Source organism: Serratia sp. CY37869 (assembly GCF_052168895.1).
In the GTDB taxonomy this organism is placed as follows: domain Bacteria; phylum Pseudomonadota; class Gammaproteobacteria; order Enterobacterales; family Enterobacteriaceae; genus Serratia; species Serratia ureilytica.
In genome coordinates this window covers 134423-151655 of sequence record NZ_JBJNLU010000004.1, presented here as the reverse complement: position 1 = coordinate 151655, position 17233 = coordinate 134423, and the positions used below count along the sequence as shown (strand labels likewise).

Below are 17233 nucleotides of genomic sequence, written 5' to 3'. Positions count from 1 at the left end.
AAAAAACACCATTGCACTCATGAGGATATCACAAGCACATATCTCCTCTTTTATAACTATAAATTGGATTATGCTTTTAACACTAAAAAGCATCTTTTTTTCGGCCTTTTAGTATGCAGACTCCTGCAATCGCCCTTTAAGCGATCCACTCTCTGATGGACGATGTCATGACTGAACACACTGCCGTACCGCTTTCGGTACTGGATTTATCGCCAATCCCGCAAGGGGCCAAGGCGCGCGACGCTTTCCACTGTTCGCTGGATTTGGCGCAGCACGCCGAAGGCTGGGGCTACCAGCGCTACTGGCTGGCCGAGCACCACAACATGACCGGCATCGGCAGCGCCGCCACCTCGGTGCTGCTGGGCTATCTGGCCGCCGGCACCCAGAGCATTCGCCTCGGCTCCGGCGGCGTGATGCTGCCAAACCATGCGCCGCTGGTGATCGCCGAACAATTCGGCACGCTGGAGTCGCTCTACCCGGGGCGCATCGATTTGGGGTTGGGCCGCGCGCCCGGCACCGATCAGCGCACCATGATGGCGCTGCGCCGCCACCTGTCCAGCGACGTGGATACTTTCCCGCGCGACGTGCAGGAACTGCAAAACTACTTCTGCGACGCGCAGCCCGGGCAACCGGTGCAGGCGGTGCCGGGCCAGGGGCTGCATGTGCCGCTCTGGCTGCTCGGTTCCAGCCTCTACAGCGCACGGCTGGCGGCGCAGCTTGGCCTGCCGTTCGCCTTCGCTTCACACTTCGCCCCGGATATGCTGTTCCAGGCGCTGCAGCTGTACCGCGAGAACTTCAAACCGTCCAAACAGCTGGCGCAGCCACACGCCATGGTGTGCGTCAACGTGATCGCCGCCGACAGCGACCGCGATGCGCGCTTCCTGTTCAGCTCGATGCAGCAGCAGTTCATCAATCTGCGTCGCGGTTCGCCCGGCCCGCTGCCGCCGCCGGTGGATAACATTCACGCGCTGTGGACCGCCGGCGAGCAATACGGCGTCGAGCAGGCGCTGCGGATGTCGATCGTCGGCGATGAAAAAACGGTGCGCCACGGGCTGCAAACGCTGCTGCGTGAAACCGATGCCGACGAGATCATGGTCAACGGCCAGATTTTCGATCATCAGGCGCGGCTGCGTTCGTTCGAGATCGTCGCTGGCGTGAAGGGCGACATCGTGAAGGGCTAAAAAGCGAAGAGGCGGTGGGATCCCCACCGCCTTGGCGTTAACGCTGGATCAGGTAGCGAATGGTCGGCCCGTCCTGCTGGATATCCAGCACCTTGTAGCCGTGGTTGCGCGCATCGAGCGGGATATTGTTGATCGACTGCGGGCAATCGCTGATCACCTCCAGGATCTCCCCCGGTTTCAGCTGCGGCATCGCCTCCAGCGTCGCCACCGCCGGGTATGGGCAAGGCTCGCCCAGCATGTCCAGCCGGTAGTCCGGCACTATCGTTGTTGCTTTCATGGCATGCTCCTCAAATTCACCACCTGCGCCTCAGGCCGGGCGCGGAAAAAGCGTTTCTCCCACCACAGCATGGCGGCGAAGGCCAGCGCCAGCAGCAGGTAAGTCACCAGCAGGCCGCCGATCGGGCCGAAGGTATCGAGCAGGTTGATCTTGTCGTAGTCGGTCGCCAGCGCCGGCGCCAGGTCGTCCCAGTAATAGGCCAGCAGCGTAGCGCCGATGATGTTGCCCAGCCCCACCCACCAGTAGTGCACCTGCCCTTCCACGGCGCGGTACATCCAACCGGTCTCGCAGCCGCCGGCCAGCACGATGCCGAAGCCGAACAGCAAACCGCCCAGCACCGCATTCGGGCCGGCCCACATGATCTTCGGCGCCACGCCGAGCTGCACGTAGCTGAAGATGCCGATGGCGCTCACCGCCATGCCGATGATGATGGCTTTCGCCATGTGGGTGCGGCCGGTGATCCACAGATCGCGGAACGCCGAAGTGAAGCAGATCTGCGCGCGCTCGATCAGCAGGCCAAAGCCGATGCCGAACAGCATGGCGATGCCGAGCTTCGGCGCATCGAACAGTGTCCACAGCGACCAGGCCACCGCCAGGCCGAAGACGGCCATGCCCAGCCGGAAGCGGCGGCGCGCCTGCTCAGGCTTCTGCGTCAGCGGCGCGGCGGCCTTCACCTTTTGCAATTTAACCGGGATGCGGAACATCGGCAGCAGCGTGAATTTGGCGCCGAAGTAAGAGCCGGCGGCGGTCGCCAGCGCGAAAAACCAGGCGTGCAACGAGAACTGAGGAATGCCGGTGAAGAAGGCCGCCAGGTTGCACCCCATCGCCAGGCGCGCGCCGAAACCGGCGATGATGCCGCCCAGCAGCGCCTGCACGATGCGAATGCGATGCTGCGGTTGACGCAGCTTGATGTTGTTGGCCCACAGCGCGGCGGCGATACAGCCGGCGAACATGCCGATGATCATGCGCCCGTCGATGCGCTCCAGCGGCGTGCCCTGCAAACCGATCACCTTGAAATAGCCCCACTGTTCAGGGTGCAGACCGAACCACTGCAGCACATGGCCGCCCCAGCGCGTGAATTCGCCGGTCACTGCCCAGAAGGTGCCGGTCATGCCGAAGTAGTAGGTAGAGAGGATCCCGGCGGCGATCACCGCCGGCAGCGGCGCCCAAAAGCGCACCAGGTATTGAGATTTAAACTGCTGCCAACTCATGGCATCTCCCGTGCATATCATCCGTAAGAAAAAACCTTATGAATGATACGCCATTCAGGGGCGTTTGACGGCAATTTTCAGGCATAAAAAAACCAGCCCGCAGGCTGGTTTTTCAGAGCGCTCACCGCGAACGGAGAATCGGCGATTACGCGTCGCCGAAACGACGACGTGGTGCCGCCGGTGCGCCGTCATCACGGCGTGGCGCCGGCTTGCCGTCACGGTTGTAGTTACCGCCACGACGCTCGCCGCCGTTACCGCCTTCACGACGTTCGCCGAAGGAACGACGTGGGCCGCCTTCGCGACGTTCGCCGTTGAACGGACGACCGTTGCCGCGACGCTCGCCGCCGTTGCCGCCGTCACGACGCTCGCGACGTTCGAACGGCTGTGCATCGCCCAGCAGCTGCATGTTCATCGGCTTGTTCAGGATGCGAGTGCGAGTGAAGTGATTCAGGATCTCGCCCGGCATGCCTTTTGGCAGCTCGATGGTGGAGTGGGAAGCGAACAGCTTGATGTTGCCGATGTAACGGCTGCTGATGTCGCCTTCGTTAGCGATAGCGCCAACGATATGACGGACTTCTACGCCATCGTCACGGCCCACTTCGATGCGGTACAGCTGCATTTCGCCAACGTCACGACGTTCGCGACGCGGACGATCGCCGTCACGGCTGTCGCGGCTGTCACGACGGTCGCCGCGGCGATCGTCACGGTCGTTGAACTCACGACGCTGACGCGGCTTGAAGACCGGATCCGGCGGCAGGATCAGCGGACGTTCGCCCTGAGCCATTTTCAGCAGCGCTGCGGCCAGGGTTTCCATATCCAGCTCTTCTTCCGGCTGCAGTTTGGTCAGCAGTGCGCGGTACAGATCCAGATCGCTGCTTTCCAGCTGCTGCTGAACTTTCGCGGCAAACTTGGCCAGACGACGCTCGCCCAGCAGTTCTGCGTTCGGCAGCTCCACTTCAGGGATGGTCAGCTTCATGGTGCGTTCGATGTTGCGCAGCAGGCGGCGTTCGCGGTTTTCCACGAACAGCAGCGCGCGGCCGGCGCGACCCGCACGACCGGTACGGCCGATACGGTGAACGTAAGACTCGGAGTCCATCGGGATGTCATAGTTGACAACCAGGCTGATGCGCTCGACGTCCAGGCCACGGGCCGCAACGTCGGTCGCGATCAGGATATCCAGACGACCGTCTTTCAGGCGCTCCAGGGTCTGCTCACGCAGCGCCTGGTTCATGTCGCCGTTCAGCGCGGCGCTGCTGTAACCGCTGCGCTCCAGTGCTTCGGCCACTTCCAGGGTCGCGTTCTTGGTACGGACGAAGATGATCGCCGCGTCAAAGTCTTCGGCTTCCAGGAAACGCACCAGCGCTTCGTTTTTACGCATGCCGTAGACCGACCAGTAGCTCTGGCTGATGTCCGGACGGGTGGTCACGCTGGACTGGATGCGCACTTCCTGCGGCTCTTTCATGAAGCGGCGGGTAATGCGACGGATCGCTTCCGGCATGGTGGCGGAGAACAGCGCGGTCTGATGTTCAGCCGGGATCTCAGCCATGATGGTTTCTACGTCTTCGATAAAGCCCATGCGCAGCATTTCGTCGGCTTCATCCAGCACCAGACCGCTCAGGTTAGAGAGGTTCAGGGTGCCGCGCTTCAGGTGGTCCAGCAGGCGGCCTGGGGTACCCACAACGATTTGCGGGCCCTGGCGCAGAGCGCGCAGCTGCACGTCGTAACGCTGGCCGCCGTACAGGGCTACCACGTTGACGCCGTTCATGTGTTTGGAGAAATCGGTCATCGCTTCAGCAACCTGAACCGCCAGTTCGCGGGTCGGTGCCAGCACCAGGATCTGAGGTGCTTTCAGGTCTGCCTGCAGGTTGTGCAGCAGCGGCAGCGAGAACGCTGCAGTTTTACCACTACCGGTCTGTGCCATGCCCAGCACGTCGCGGCCGTTCAACAGGTGAGGAATACACTCAGCCTGGATCGGAGATGGTTTTTCATAGCCCAGATCGTTCAGGGCGGAAATGATTGGAGCAGACAGCCCCAGATCAGCAAAAGAGGTTTCAAACTCAGTCGTCATGTACACGTGCCTCATTAATAATGGCAGCCAGTCTACATAACTCGTCGAGAAAATTTTCAGTCATTTTCATTGAAAAGTGTGAACCGGCTCAAATTAGATTATAAAACGAACAAAAAAGCCCTCGCCCGTTAAGGCGATAACTTTGGTTAAAAACCAATGTTCATCAGGCTGATAGGTGTTCGTCAGCTATTGCTGGTCCGATTCCGATAGGTCGTCTTGCTCTTGGCCCAAAAGCGCCAATTCCAACAATGCATAGCGGTGCTCAACGAAGTTGTGAACGTTGTTAGACACCGTCAGTTTGAACAGCGCCGAAGCGGTGTCCTTGTCCCCCAGACTCAGGTAGTGTTTACCCAAATAGAAGTCAGTTTCACTGAGATGCTCAGCGAGCGAAGTGTTATCCGTTGCATCTGCCTTGAGGCGTTCCATCAGCGTTTTTTCGCTGATCTTGCCCAGGTAGAATTCGACAATATTCCATCCCCATTGCCCTCTGTCCGCTTTGTCATAGCGCTGCTGAAGCGCTACCTCGGCCTTCTTGGGATCGATTTCTCGCTCCACCAGATACAGCCATAACGAACGGAAGGGATCGTTTGGGTCGTCTTGATAAAACGCCTGCAGATCATCCTGCGCCAACGGGAAGCGGCCGCCATAATACAGTGCGATGCCCCGGTTTAAACGCGCGTAATTGTAAGTTGGATCAAGCTCTAGTACAGAATCAAACGCTTCATAGGCAGCATCAAAATTGCCTGCCTGCGTTAAGTAAATGCCCAGGTAGTTGAAAACTTCCGGCATGTCGGGACGTATCGCCAGCGCCTGCGAGAAATCATTGCGCGCTAATGCACGTAACCCGAGGCTATCATACAGCACACCGCGCTCATATAAAAGCTGTGCGCGTTCGTCATCCGTCAGTGCCCGGCTGGCAAGAATTTGTTCCATGCGCGCCAGGATCACTTCCTGCTGCAACGTAGGCTGCAACGGGATTGCCAAAACTTCGTCTTTACGCCAATCATGGTTGCTGCATCCTGCCAGCATGAGTGCTGTCGCAACGTAACACCAGCGCAAGAAAGGCTTCATTTCCCACTCCCGAAGACAAACATTGGATGAACGTCCTGTCCTCCGTTTGCTAAAACGCGGGCATCCTACCCGCGCGATACGAACAGCTCCCAACCCCGTGGCGGGGAGCTGTAAAACTATCTATACAGTTATTCTGCTTCAGGCGCAGGTGAACCTGCTTCCGGCGCCATCGCTTCTTTGATGCTCAGACGCACGCGGCCCTGACGGTCAACTTCCAGTACCTTAACCGGCACTTCCTGACCCATCTGCAGATAGTCGGTCACTTTCTCAACGCGCTTGTCGGCGATCTGAGAAATGTGCACCAGGCCTTCTTTACCACCGCCGATAGCGACGAATGCGCCGAAATCAACGATACGGGTCACTTTACCCTGGTAGATACGGCCCACTTCGATCTCTGCCGTGATCTCTTCGATGCGACGGATAGCGAATTTCGCTTTCTCACCGTCGGTCGCAGCGATTTTAACTGTACCATCATCTTCAATTTCGATGGTAGTGCCAGTCTCTTCGGTCAGCGCGCGGATAACGGAACCGCCCTTACCGATCACGTCTTTGATTTTATCCGGGTTGATGCGGATAGTATGAATACGCGGTGCGAATTCGGAGATATCGCCGCGCGGAGTGCTGATAGCCTGTTCCATTACGCCCAGGATGTGCAGACGCGCGCCCTTGGCCTGGTTCAGAGCCACCTGCATGATTTCGCGGGTGATGCCTTCGATTTTGATGTCCATCTGCAGCGCGGTGATACCGTCGCGGCTACCGGCCACTTTGAAGTCCATGTCGCCCAGGTGATCTTCGTCACCCAGAATGTCGGACAGAACCACATAGTTGTCGGCTTCTTTCACCAGGCCCATCGCGATACCCGCAACGGCAGCCTTGATTGGCACGCCGGCGTCCATCAGCGCCAGAGACGCGCCGCACACGGAAGCCATGGAAGAAGAACCGTTGGATTCGGTGATTTCAGACACCACGCGAACCGTGTACGGGAAATCTTCCGGTTTAGGCATCATAGCCAATACGCCGCGTTTCGCCAGGCGACCGTGACCGATTTCACGACGCTTAGGAGAACCGACCATGCCGGTTTCGCCTACGGAGTACGGAGGGAAGTTGTAGTGGAACAGGAAGCTGTCGGTCTTCTCGCCCATCAGCTCGTCCAGGTTCTGTGCGTCGCGCGCGGTGCCCAGGGTCGCGGTAACCAGCGCCTGAGTTTCGCCACGGGTGAACAGCGCGGAACCGTGGGTGCGCGGCAGTACGCCGGTGCGCACATCCAGGCCACGGATCATGTCTTTTTCACGGCCGTCGATACGCGGCTCGCCACGCAATACGCGGCTGCGCACCACGTTCTTCTCGACGGTGCCCAGGATGTCCTGGATTTCGCCGGCGTCCAGCGTTTCGTCCTGCGCCAGCAGGGTTTCAACCACGCTGTCTTTGATCGCGTCAACCTGAGCGTAACGCTCTTGTTTTTCGGTAATGTGGTAAGCGTCGCCCAGGCGAGCTTCAGCCAGTTCAGCCACGCGCGCGTGCAGCGCTTCGTTGACCGCAGGCGCCTGCCAATCCCACTTCGGCTTGCCGGCTTCGGCAACCAGCGCGTTGATGTTTTCGATAACCACTTGCTGCTGGTCATGGCCGAACACCACGGCGCCCAGCATCTGATCTTCGCTCAGCACGTCAGCTTCGGATTCCACCATCAGCACCGCGCCGGCGGTACCGGCAACCACCAGATCCAGACGGCTTTCTTTCAGTTCGTCGGTCGTTGGGTTCAGTACGTACTGATCGTTGATGTAACCTACGCGCGCGGCGCCGATTGGGCCGTTGAACGGAATACCGGACAGGCTCAGGGCGGCAGAGGCGCCGATCATCGCAACGATGTCCGGGTTCACCTGCGGGTTAACGGAAACCACGGTCGCGATCACCTGAACTTCGTTCAGGAAGCTGTCCGGGAACAGTGGACGGATCGGGCGGTCGATCAGACGGGAAGTCAGCGTCTCGCCTTCGCTCGGACGGCCTTCGCGGCGGAAGAAGCTGCCCGGGATACGGCCGGCGGCGTAGGTACGCTCTTGGTAGTTCACCGTCAGCGGGAAGAAGCTCTGGCCCGGCTTGGCTTTTTTCTGGCCAACGACGGTAACGAATACGGCGGTGTCATCCATGCTCACCATAACGGCGGCGGTGGCCTGACGCGCCATCATACCGGTTTCGATGGTGACGGTATGCTGGCCATATTGGAATTTGCGAATGATCGGTGTCAGCAAAATTATATCCTTGATTAACGGCGCGCAATCGCATTGACGACTCGACACGCCTGTGACTCGATTTGCCTTCTCACTACATCCTCGCGACTAATGACAATCCTTATCTCAGGCGGGAGATAAAGCCTCTCATTAGCCGCGCGAACCTCTGTAACGGAAGAACCTGTTTGGAAACATCAGTAATACATTAACCTGATTTGCTTATGCTTCCTAGAAGAAAGGGGCCAAAATAGGCCCCTTTCCACTGAAACTTGCTAGATTAGCGACGCAGACCCAGACGCTCGATCAGGCTGGTGTAACGTGCTACATCTTTACGCTTCAGGTAGTCCAGCAGCTTACGACGCTGAGAAACCATACGCAGCAGACCACGACGGCTGTGGTGATCTTTTTTGTGCTCGGAGAAGTGGCCTTGCAGATGGTTGATCTGCGCAGTCAGCAGGGCAACCTGAACTTCGGTAGAACCGCTGTCGTTAGTACCACGACCGAAATCAGCTACGATTTGAGCTTTAGCTTCAACACTTAGAGACATTGTAATACTCCAGATTATAGATAATAAAAACAGGCGCCGATCTCTAATTCAGCAACCCAATGCATAAGCTGCGCCATTCTACTCTTAGCGCAGTGCGATCGCAAGGCGACGCAGTGCCCCGCCGTCAGTCGAAATGCTCGACCACCAGGCGGCGCGGCGCCACGCGACCATCCTCGGCGATGTCGCCAACGCCGATGAATTTCCGCTCTTCACCCTCGGTGATGCGCACCAGGCCGGATGCCGGCGCGCCGGCCACTTGCACCGGTTGCCCCTGCTTGACGTAACCCGCCACCACCGGCAGCAAATTCACTTCCGGATAGTTCTCAACCGGGCTGTCCATCGGCATCAGCAGCGGATCGAGCAGCTCACCGGGCGCGATCGCTTGTTCCTGCGCCTGCGCCACCAAGGCGTTCAGCTGTTCCAGCGTCACCATGCGCGCGATGGGATAAGTCGCCACCTGCAGGCGGCGCAGATAGATCACGTGCGCGCCGCAGCCCAGCAGCTCGCCGAGATCGTCGGTGATGGTGCGGATGTAGGTGCCTTTCGAGCAGTGAATCTCCAGCTCGAGTTCATCCCCTTCCCAGCGGATAAACTGCAGCTCGTACACCGTAATGCTGCGCGCTTCGCGCGGCACTTCGATGCCCTGGCGCGCATACTCGTAGAGTTTCTTGCCCTGGTATTTCAACGCCGAATACATCGACGGCACCTGCTGGATGTCGCCGCGGAAGGTGTCCAGCGCCGCGTCGAGCTGCGCCTGGGTGAAGTTCACCGGGCGTTCCTGCACGATCTGCCCGTCGGCGTCGGAGGTATCGGTACGCTGCCCCAGCTTGGCGATCACCCGATAGCGCTTGTCGGAATCGAGCAGGTATTGCGAAAACTTGGTCGCTTCGCCCAGACAGATAGGCAACATGCCGGTCGCCAACGGATCGAGCGCGCCGGTATGGCCCGCTCGGTTGGCGTTGTACAGACGTTTTACTTTTTGCAGCGCATCGTTGGACGACAACCCCTGCGGCTTGTCCAGCAACAGCACGCCGTGGATGTCACGGCCGCGGCGACGAGGGCGACTCATTAATCCTCCTTGTCATCGCCTGAGGCGGAACGGCGCTCTGCGTCGTTCTTCACCACGTTGGTCACCAGGTTGGACATGCGCATGCCTTCCACCAAGGAGTTGTCGTAAGCGAAGGTCAGCTCCGGCACCACGCGCAGGCGCATCGCTTTGCCCAGCAGGGTGCGGATATAGCCGGAAGCGTCCTGCAACGCTTTGATGCCGTTGGTGACCAGATCCGGATCGTGGTTCTCGGTCAGCACGTTCAGGAAGGTGACGTAAACCTTGGCATACGCCAGGTCGCGGGACACTTCCACGCCGGAAACGGTCGCCATGCCGACGCGCGGATCTTTCACTTCACGCTGCAGAATGATCGCAATCTCTTTCTGCATCTCTTGCGCCACGCGTTGACCGCGGCTGAATTCTTTTGCCATTTTGGATTCTCCAGACAAATCGGGGGGCACAAAGGCCCCCCGTAAACAGATATAAGCAGATGTGCAATCGTTAAGCGATGGTGCGTTGGATCTCAATGATTTCGAACACTTCGATCATGTCGCCGACGCGCACGTCGTTATAGTTCTTAACGCCGATACCACATTCCATGCCGTTACGGACTTCGTTAACGTCATCTTTGAAGCGACGCAGGGATTCCAGCTCGCCTTCATAGATAACCACGTTGTCGCGCAGTACGCGGATTGGGTTGTGACGCTTGATGGTCCCTTCGGTAACCATACAGCCGGCGATAGCGCCGAACTTAGGCGATTTGAACACGTCGCGCACTTCGGCCAGGCCGATGATCTGCTGCTTGTATTCCGGCGCCAGCATACCGCTCATCGCCTGCTTCACTTCGTCGATCAGGTTATAGATCACGGAGTAGTAACGCAGATCCAGGCTTTCCGCTTCGATCACGCGGCGCGCAGAAGCGTCGGCACGCACGTTGAAGCCCAGGATGATGGCGTTGGAAGCCGCAGCCAGCGTCGCGTCGGTTTCGGTGATCCCACCTACGCCGGAGCCGACAATCTTCACCTTCACTTCGTCGGTGGAGAGTTTCAGCAGCGAGTCGCTGATCGCTTCGCAAGAACCCTGTACGTCGGATTTCAGTACGATGTTCAGCTCGGACACTTCGCCGTCGGTCATGTTGGCGAACATGTTTTCCAGCTTGGACTTCTGCTGACGCGCCAGTTTGACTTCGCGGAACTTGCCTTGACGGTACAGCGCCACTTCACGCGCTTTCTTCTCGTCACGCACCACGGTCGCTTCGTCACCCGCTGCAGGCACGCTGGACAGGCCGAGGATTTCCACAGGGATAGACGGACCGGCGGAGGTCACTTCACGACCCAGCTCGTCACGCATCGCACGCACGCGGCCGTATTCGAAGCCGCACAGGACGATATCGCCCTTGTTCAGCGTACCTTCCTGAACCAGCACGGTAGCAACCGGGCCACGGCCTTTATCCAGGAAGGACTCGATCACTACGCCGCTCGCCATGCCGCTGCGAACCGCTTTCAGCTCCAGAACTTCGGCCTGCAGCAGGATGGCCTGCAGCAGCTCGTCGATACCGGTACCGGCTTTCGCGGACACGTGAACGAACTGCGCTTCGCCGCCCCACTCTTCCGGCATAACGCCGTACTGAGACAGTTCCTGCTTAACGCGATCCGGATCGGCTTCCGGTTTGTCGATTTTGTTCACCGCAACCACCAATGGCACCTGCGCCGCTTTCGCGTGCTGGATAGCTTCGATGGTTTGTGGCATCACGCCGTCGTCGGCCGCCACCACCAGAACCACGATGTCAGTCGCCTGAGCACCGCGAGCACGCATCGAGGTAAACGCGGCGTGGCCCGGGGTGTCCAGGAAGGTGATCATGCCGTTCTCGGTTTCTACGTGGTAGGCACCGATGTGCTGGGTAATGCCGCCGGCTTCGCCCGCCGCCACTTTGGTGGAGCGGATGTAGTCCAGCAGAGAGGTTTTACCGTGGTCAACGTGGCCCATGATGGTCACGACCGGCGCGCGCGGCTCGGCCGCAGCGCCCGTATCACGGTCGCTCATCAGCGCTTCTTCCAGCTCGTTTTCACGACGCAGGATAACTTTGTGGCCCATCTCTTCGGCAACCAGCTGTGCGGTTTCCTGGTCGATAACCTGGTTGATGGTGGCCATGGCGCCCAGTTTCATCATCACTTTGATGACCTGAGAACCTTTGACCGCCATCTTGTTGGCCAGCTCGGCCACGGTGATGGTTTCACCGATCACCACGTCACGGTTAACCACCTGCGCCGGCTTGTTGAAGCCCTGCTGCAGAGCGCTAGGCTTGCGTTTGCCGCCTTTGCCGCCACGGGTAACGGCACGCGCTTCTTCGCGATCCGCTTTGGATTCGGACAGCTTGTTGCCTTTCTTCTGCTTGGTGGCTTTGCCGCCGCGGGTGCGGCTGCGACGATCGCCTTCAACTTTGGCGTCGTTTTCATCTTCAGCGGCACGGGCGTGCTGAGAGGTGGTCACGTGATAGTCGGCGCTTTCAACCGCAGCGCTAGCCGCGTCGGCCTGGGCCCACTTCTCGCCGTTCTCTTCGGCCATGCGACGGGCTTCTTCCGCCACGCGCTTGGCTTCCTCTTCAACCTTGCGGCGCACTTCCTCTTCCGCTTTACGTTTCAGTTCAGCGGCTTCGGCTTCACGGCGTGCTTTTTCCGCCTGAGCTGGCTTGGTCATTTCGTCGGTATGTTGATTGGTCACTTTTTCTTTTTCCGCTGAATTACGCTTAGCAATCTCCGCGGCCTCACGTTTGGCTTGCTCTTCGGCTGCGCGCTTCGCTTCCGCTTCGCGTTTTGCGAGCTCTTCCGCTTCGCGCCGTGCCTGCTCTTCCGCTTCACGCTGTGCCTGCTCTGCCGCTTCAGCCAACTGGGCTTCCTGCGTATCGCGATTTACATAAGTGCGTTTCTTGCGGACCTCAATTTGCACCGATTTACTTTTACCGCCGGTGCTCGGGATATTCAAGGTGCTGCGCGTTTTGCGCTGCAAAGTGAGTTTACCCGGCGCGCTGCCGTGTTCACGGTTCAGGTGCGCCAGTAATGTTTCTTTTTCTTGCTGGGTAACAGAGTCCGACTCGGACTTGTTGATCCCTGCATCAGCAAACTGCTGTACCAGGCGATCAACCGGAGTCTGAATCTCTGCTGCCAGCGATTTTACGGTTACATCTGTCGTCATGCTGTTCCTTCCTGCTACAGTTATTACGCGTTGTCGCCAAACCAACAGATATTGCGTGCAGCCATGATCAGCTCGCCGGCTTGCTCATCGCTAAGCCCTTCAATATCAGCCAGATCGTCAACACCCTGCTCGGCAAGATCTTCCAGCGTACAAACCCCACGCGCGGCCAGTTTAAAGGCCATGCTGCGCTCAAGACCCGGCAGGTTGAGCAAATCGTCGGCCGGTTTGTTGTCGCCCAGGCTTTCTTCTTGTGCCAGGGCCAGCGTGGTCAATGCAGCTTTGGCGCGTTCGCGCAATGCTTCAACCGTATCTTCATCCAGACCGTCGATTTCCAACAGCTCTTTGATCGGCACGTAGGCCAGCTCTTCCAGCGTGGAGAAGCCTTCTTCAACCAGTACGGTGGCGAAATCTTCGTCGATATCAAGATACTTGGTGAAGGTATCAATAGCGGCATGAGCCTCGGCCTGGTGCTTGGCCTGCAGGTCGTCCGCCGTCATCACGTTCAGTTCCCAACGATCGTCGCCGCGGTGTTGTTTCAGCAGCTGGGAAGCCAAACGCACGTTTTGGCCGTTACGGCCGATCGCCTGCGCCAGGTTGCTGGCTTCAACGGCGATATCCATGGTGCAGTTATCTTCGTCTACCACGATCGACGCGACGTCGGCCGGCGCCATGGCGTTGATGACGAATTGCGCTGGGTTATCATCCCACAGGATGATATCGATGCGCTCGCCGCCGAGCTCGCTCGACACGGCCTGAACGCGCGCACCGCGCATACCTACGCAGGCGCCGACCGGATCGATGCGCTTGTCGTTGGTTTTCACTGCAATTTTCGCACGGGAGCCTGGATCGCGGGCTGCCGCTTTAATCTCGATCACTTCTTCGCCGATTTCCGGCACTTCGATGCGGAACAGCTCTTTCAGCATTTCCGGGCTGGAACGGCTGACGAACAGCTGCGCGCCGCGAGCTTCGGGACGTACGGCATACAATACGCCGCGAATGCGGTCGCCCGGACGGAAGTTTTCGCGCGGCAGCATGTCTTCACGGCCAATGACCGCTTCGGCGTTGTTGCCCAGATCCAGCGCGATGCTGTCACGGTTCACTTTCTTCACCACGCCGGTGACGATCTCACCTTCGTGTTCACGGAAAGCGTCGACCACCATCGCGCGCTCGGCCTCGCGCACTTTCTGCACGATAACCTGCTTGGCGGTTTGGGTGGTGATGCGGTCGAAGGTCACGGATTCGATCTGATCTTCGACGTATCCGCCGAGCTCGATGCTCGGATCTTCAAACTGAGCGGCTTCCAGCGTGATTTCACGCGTCGGCTGAGTCACTTCGTCTACGGCGACCCAACGGCGGAAGGTATCGAAATCGCCGGTTCTGCGGTCAATGCTGACGCGCACGTCGATTTCCTGCTCGTATTTTTTCTTGGTTGCGGTGGCTAATGCAGTTTCCAGCGCTTCGAAAATCTTCTCGCGCGGAAGGGATTTTTCATTGGAAACTGCTTCAACAACAGCCAGAATCTCTTTGTTCATCCTAGTTGCCTCTTCCAAACTTTAAAAGTGGGGTACCAGGTTCGCTTTCTGGATGTTGCTCAGCGCGAACACTTCATCTTTCCCTTCCACAGTAACCGTGATCATCTCGCCTTCGACAGACTTGATAATACCCTGCCACTTGCGACGGTTCTGTACCGCCATGCGCAGGACCAGGCTGACTTCTTCACCGAGGTAACGCGTATAGTGTTCTGCGGTGAACATCGGGCGATCAAGGCCAGGAGAGGAGACTTCCAAGTTGTAAGCGACCGTGATTGGATCTTCGACGTCCAATACAGCGCTGACCTGGTGGCTGACATCAGCGCAATCATCAACATTGATGCCGTTATCACTATCAATATAGATGCGGAGCGTCGATTGGCGCGCACGAATGAATTCGATGCCTACAAGCTCAAAGCCCAACGCTTCTACCGGTGCCGAAAGCATCTCTGTTAACTTTTGCTCTAATGTGGACAAGCCCACCCCCAAGACATAAAAAAAGGGCTAAATAGCCCAGTGATTCTGTTGCCAAATAACAAAAAACCCCGAAAAATCGGGGCTTTATGCAACTGGACCCTGTTTGCCGCTAGGCGGCCTCGGTACAACTTTCGAGCAAGTGTCATTTTCAAATGTTGATCGAGAAAAGCGGGTTTCAATCGAAAAGTGTATTTGAAAATAAACACTTAAAGGAAAGTGGTTGCGGGGGCCGGATTTGAACCGACGACCTTCGGGTTATGAGCCCGACGAGCTACCAGGCTGCTCCACCCCGCGTCCGAAAACGTGGCAAATACTACGCCGATAATCGCAAAATTGCAAGTTATCTCTGGGATTTGGTACCGAGGATGGGACTCGAACCCACAAGCCCGTTAGGGCACTACCACCTCAAGGTAGCGTGTCTACCAATTCCACCACCTCGGTACTGATTCTTACTGCTAACGGCCGTTGTTCTTTCGAGTTCACAACCACCGCTTTCAAACTTTGTTACGGCTTACTGCGGGATATCGCTGCTCGGCTTGGCTGGTGCCGCCGGCGCGGTCGTCTGCTCAGTTTTCACTGGCTGACCCAGGTTTTCCCACTCGCTGCCTTTCTTGCTCTGGTTGCTGCTGAGGTTGCCCAGAATCAGGCTGATGACGAAGAACAGCGTCGCCAGCACAGCAGTCATGCGGGTCATAAAGTTACCGGAACCACTCGAACCGAACAATGTGCCTGATGCACCTGCTCCGAAAGAGGCTCCCATATCAGCGCCTTTACCTTGCTGCAACATAATCAGAGCAACCAGCCCGATTGAGATCAGCAGGAAAATTACCAGAAGAGCTTCGTACATAGTAGTACCCGTATCCTTGCGGCCTTACCGCATGCCAAATGCTTCACACTCATCAAGCAGGCGTTTTTATAAACTGCCTACTGAAGCGGGTGTGAATACTAACCAAAGCCGCCAACCCGCGCAAGGGCAATTTGCAGCCGCCGGCGCGTTTGCGGAAAAAAACGCCAACAATCGCCTGTTCGGGCTCAGCGATGCCAAGCCCGGCGGCTAACTGTCTGTTTTAACCTGCGGATTTCACCGCGTCGGCGATGCGATGCGCCAGCGCGGTCACCTGCTGCTCGTCTTCGCCTTCCACCATCACGCGGATCAGCGGCTCGGTGCCCGATTTGCGCAGCAGCACCCGGCCGCGGCCGGCCAGCTCGGCCTCCACTTGCTCGGTGACTTTGCGCACCGCGTCGGACTCCAGCGGATTGTGCTCGCCGGCGAAGCGCACGTTGACCAGGATCTGCGGCAGCAGCTTCATGCCGCTGCACAGGTCATGCAGGCTCATGTGGTTGCGCACCATGGCGGTCAGCACCTGCAGCCCGGCCACGATGCCGTCGCCGGTGGTGGTTTTGTCCAGCAGGATCACATGGCCGGAGTTTTCCGCGCCGATGCGCCAGCCCAACTCCTGCAGCTTCTCCAGCACGTAGCGGTCGCCCACTTTGGCGCGAGCGAACGGAATGCCCAGCTGTTTCAGCGCCAGCTCCAACCCCATATTGCTCATCAGTGTGCCGACCGCGCCGCCGCGCAGCTGGCCCTGACGCAGGCCTTCACGGGCGATGATGTACAGGATCTGGTCGCCGTCCACCTTGTTACCCAGGTGATCCACCATCATCACGCGGTCGCCGTCGCCGTCGAACGCCAGGCCGACGTGCGCTTTTTCCTGCAACACTCGCTCCTGCAGCTGACGCACATCGGTAGCGCCGCATTTTTCGTTGATGTTCATCCCGTCCGGCTCAACGCCGATGGCGAGCACCGTGGCGCCCAGCTCGCGCAGCACGCTCGGCGCGATGTGGTAAGTCGCGCCGTTGGCGCAGTCAACCACGATTTTCAGCCCCTTCAGGCTCAGCTCGCTCGGGAAGGTGCCTTTGCAGAATTCGATATAGCGGCCGGCGGCATCGATGATACGGCTGGCTTTACCCAGCTCGGCGGACTCCACGCAGGTCAGCGGTTTTTCCATTTCGGCTTCGATCGCCTCTTCGACGTTGTCCGGCAATTTGGCGCCGTCGATCGAGAAGAACTTGATGCCGTTGTCATAGAACGGGTTGTGCGAAGCGGAGATGACAATGCCCGCTTCCGCGCGGAAGGTGCGCGTCAGGTAGGCCACCGCCGGCGTGGGCATCGGCCCGGTGAAGGAGGCGGACAATCCGGCGGCCGCCAGACCGGCTTCCAGAGCGGACTCCAGCATATATCCGGAGATGCGCGTATCCTTACCGATGATGATCTTGCGGGAACCGTGACGCGCCAGCACTTTACCGGCCGCCCAACCCAGTTTCAGCACGAAGTCCGGCGTGATGGGGCTGTCCCCGACCTTGCCTCGGATGCCGTCGGTGCCAAAATATTTGCGCTCGCTCATGT

At 58.5% G+C, this 17233-nt stretch carries 15 protein-coding genes and 2 tRNA genes; 1 reads left to right on the top strand and 16 read right to left on the bottom strand.

Annotated features, from left to right (window positions below):
* Positions 1-167: 167 nt before the first annotated feature.
* Entirely contained in the window at positions 168-1181 is a 1014-nt protein-coding gene (locus ACJ8J1_RS19430) for a luciferase-like monooxygenase (RefSeq protein WP_442520419.1), read from the top strand.
* A 37-nt stretch (positions 1182-1218) separates the two neighbouring features.
* Here the strand turns inward: ACJ8J1_RS19430 and yedF are convergent, their stop codons facing one another.
* From yedF to glmM, 16 genes are all read right to left on the bottom strand, one after another.
* Positions 1219-1458, bottom strand: a complete 240-nt coding sequence (gene yedF, locus ACJ8J1_RS19425; RefSeq protein WP_033641662.1) for a sulfurtransferase-like selenium metabolism protein YedF — start codon at positions 1456-1458, stop codon at positions 1219-1221.
* Entirely contained in the window at positions 1455-2669 is a 1215-nt protein-coding gene (gene yedE, locus ACJ8J1_RS19420; RefSeq protein WP_016929320.1) for a selenium metabolism membrane protein YedE/FdhT, read from the bottom strand. Before yedE ends, yedF begins: the two co-directional genes overlap by 4 nt.
* Before the next feature lie 145 nt (positions 2670-2814).
* The gene (locus tag ACJ8J1_RS19415; protein ID WP_033641661.1) at positions 2815-4737 is read right to left on the bottom strand and encodes a DEAD/DEAH family ATP-dependent RNA helicase; all 1923 of its coding nucleotides are present in this window, start codon (positions 4735-4737) and stop codon (positions 2815-2817) included.
* Positions 4727-4801, bottom strand: coding sequence for a protein YrbN (gene yrbN, locus ACJ8J1_RS19410; RefSeq protein WP_223182019.1), 75 nt, complete (start codon positions 4799-4801; stop codon positions 4727-4729). The genes ACJ8J1_RS19415 and yrbN overlap by 11 nt, the downstream gene beginning before the upstream one ends.
* Before the next feature lie 122 nt (positions 4802-4923).
* Positions 4924-5808 (bottom strand): lipoprotein NlpI, encoded by an 885-nt coding sequence (nlpI, locus tag ACJ8J1_RS19405; protein WP_004933495.1) that lies wholly within the window; start codon positions 5806-5808, stop codon positions 4924-4926.
* A gap of 128 nt (positions 5809-5936) precedes the next feature.
* Positions 5937-8054: a polyribonucleotide nucleotidyltransferase gene (pnp, locus tag ACJ8J1_RS19400; protein WP_016929321.1), complete on the bottom strand. Its 2118-nt coding sequence runs from the start codon at positions 8052-8054 to the stop codon at positions 5937-5939.
* Between the two features lie 256 nt (positions 8055-8310).
* Positions 8311-8580, bottom strand: coding sequence for a 30S ribosomal protein S15 (rpsO, locus tag ACJ8J1_RS19395; protein ID WP_004933502.1), 270 nt, complete (start codon positions 8578-8580; stop codon positions 8311-8313).
* A gap of 124 nt (positions 8581-8704) precedes the next feature.
* Complete coding sequence (gene truB / locus ACJ8J1_RS19390) at positions 8705-9649, bottom strand: tRNA pseudouridine(55) synthase TruB (protein WP_033641660.1); 945 nt, start codon at positions 9647-9649, stop codon at positions 8705-8707.
* Positions 9649-10059 (bottom strand): 30S ribosome-binding factor RbfA, encoded by a 411-nt coding sequence (gene rbfA / locus ACJ8J1_RS19385; protein ID WP_004933508.1) that lies wholly within the window; start codon positions 10057-10059, stop codon positions 9649-9651. The genes truB and rbfA overlap by 1 nt, the downstream gene beginning before the upstream one ends.
* A 70-nt stretch (positions 10060-10129) precedes the next feature.
* Positions 10130-12820, bottom strand: coding sequence for a translation initiation factor IF-2 (gene infB / locus ACJ8J1_RS19380; RefSeq protein ID WP_019453339.1), 2691 nt, complete (start codon positions 12818-12820; stop codon positions 10130-10132).
* 23 nt (positions 12821-12843) lie between these two features.
* Positions 12844-14352, bottom strand: a complete 1509-nt coding sequence (gene nusA, locus ACJ8J1_RS19375; RefSeq protein WP_004933514.1) for a transcription termination factor NusA — start codon at positions 14350-14352, stop codon at positions 12844-12846.
* 21 nt (positions 14353-14373) lie between these two features.
* Entirely contained in the window at positions 14374-14826 is a 453-nt protein-coding gene (gene rimP / locus ACJ8J1_RS19370) for a ribosome maturation factor RimP (RefSeq protein ID WP_033644179.1), read from the bottom strand.
* 217 nt (positions 14827-15043) lie between these two features.
* Positions 15044-15120 (bottom strand) — tRNA-Met (locus ACJ8J1_RS19365).
* A 60-nt stretch (positions 15121-15180) separates the two neighbouring features.
* Positions 15181-15267, bottom strand: a tRNA-Leu gene (locus tag ACJ8J1_RS19360).
* A gap of 70 nt (positions 15268-15337) precedes the next feature.
* Positions 15338-15673, bottom strand: a complete 336-nt coding sequence (gene secG / locus ACJ8J1_RS19355) for a preprotein translocase subunit SecG (RefSeq protein WP_004933519.1) — start codon at positions 15671-15673, stop codon at positions 15338-15340.
* Positions 15674-15893: 220 nt separating this feature from the next.
* Positions 15894-17231, bottom strand: a complete 1338-nt coding sequence (gene glmM / locus ACJ8J1_RS19350; protein ID WP_033641659.1) for a phosphoglucosamine mutase — start codon at positions 17229-17231, stop codon at positions 15894-15896.
* Positions 17232-17233: the final 2 nt, after the last annotated feature.

Coding starts and splice junctions, on each gene's coding strand:
- ACJ8J1_RS19430 (WP_442520419.1), top strand. CDS start 168: ATGACTGAACACACTGCCGTACCGCTTTCGGTACTGGATTTATCGCCA.
- yedF (WP_033641662.1), bottom strand. CDS start 1,458: ATGAAAGCAACAACGATAGTGCCGGACTACCGGCTGGACATGCTGGGC.
- yedE (WP_016929320.1), bottom strand. CDS start 2,669: ATGAGTTGGCAGCAGTTTAAATCTCAATACCTGGTGCGCTTTTGGGCG.
- ACJ8J1_RS19415 (WP_033641661.1), bottom strand. CDS start 4,737: ATGACGACTGAGTTTGAAACCTCTTTTGCTGATCTGGGGCTGTCTGCT.
- nlpI (WP_004933495.1), bottom strand. CDS start 5,808: ATGAAGCCTTTCTTGCGCTGGTGTTACGTTGCGACAGCACTCATGCTG.
- rpsO (WP_004933502.1), bottom strand. CDS start 8,580: ATGTCTCTAAGTGTTGAAGCTAAAGCTCAAATCGTAGCTGATTTCGGT.
- truB (WP_033641660.1), bottom strand. CDS start 9,649: ATGAGTCGCCCTCGTCGCCGCGGCCGTGACATCCACGGCGTGCTGTTG.
- rbfA (WP_004933508.1), bottom strand. CDS start 10,059: ATGGCAAAAGAATTCAGCCGCGGTCAACGCGTGGCGCAAGAGATGCAG.
- infB (WP_019453339.1), bottom strand. CDS start 12,820: ATGACGACAGATGTAACCGTAAAATCGCTGGCAGCAGAGATTCAGACT.
- nusA (WP_004933514.1), bottom strand. CDS start 14,352: ATGAACAAAGAGATTCTGGCTGTTGTTGAAGCAGTTTCCAATGAAAAA.
- secG (WP_004933519.1), bottom strand. CDS start 15,673: ATGTACGAAGCTCTTCTGGTAATTTTCCTGCTGATCTCAATCGGGCTG.
- glmM (WP_033641659.1), bottom strand. CDS start 17,231: ATGAGCGAGCGCAAATATTTTGGCACCGACGGCATCCGAGGCAAGGTC.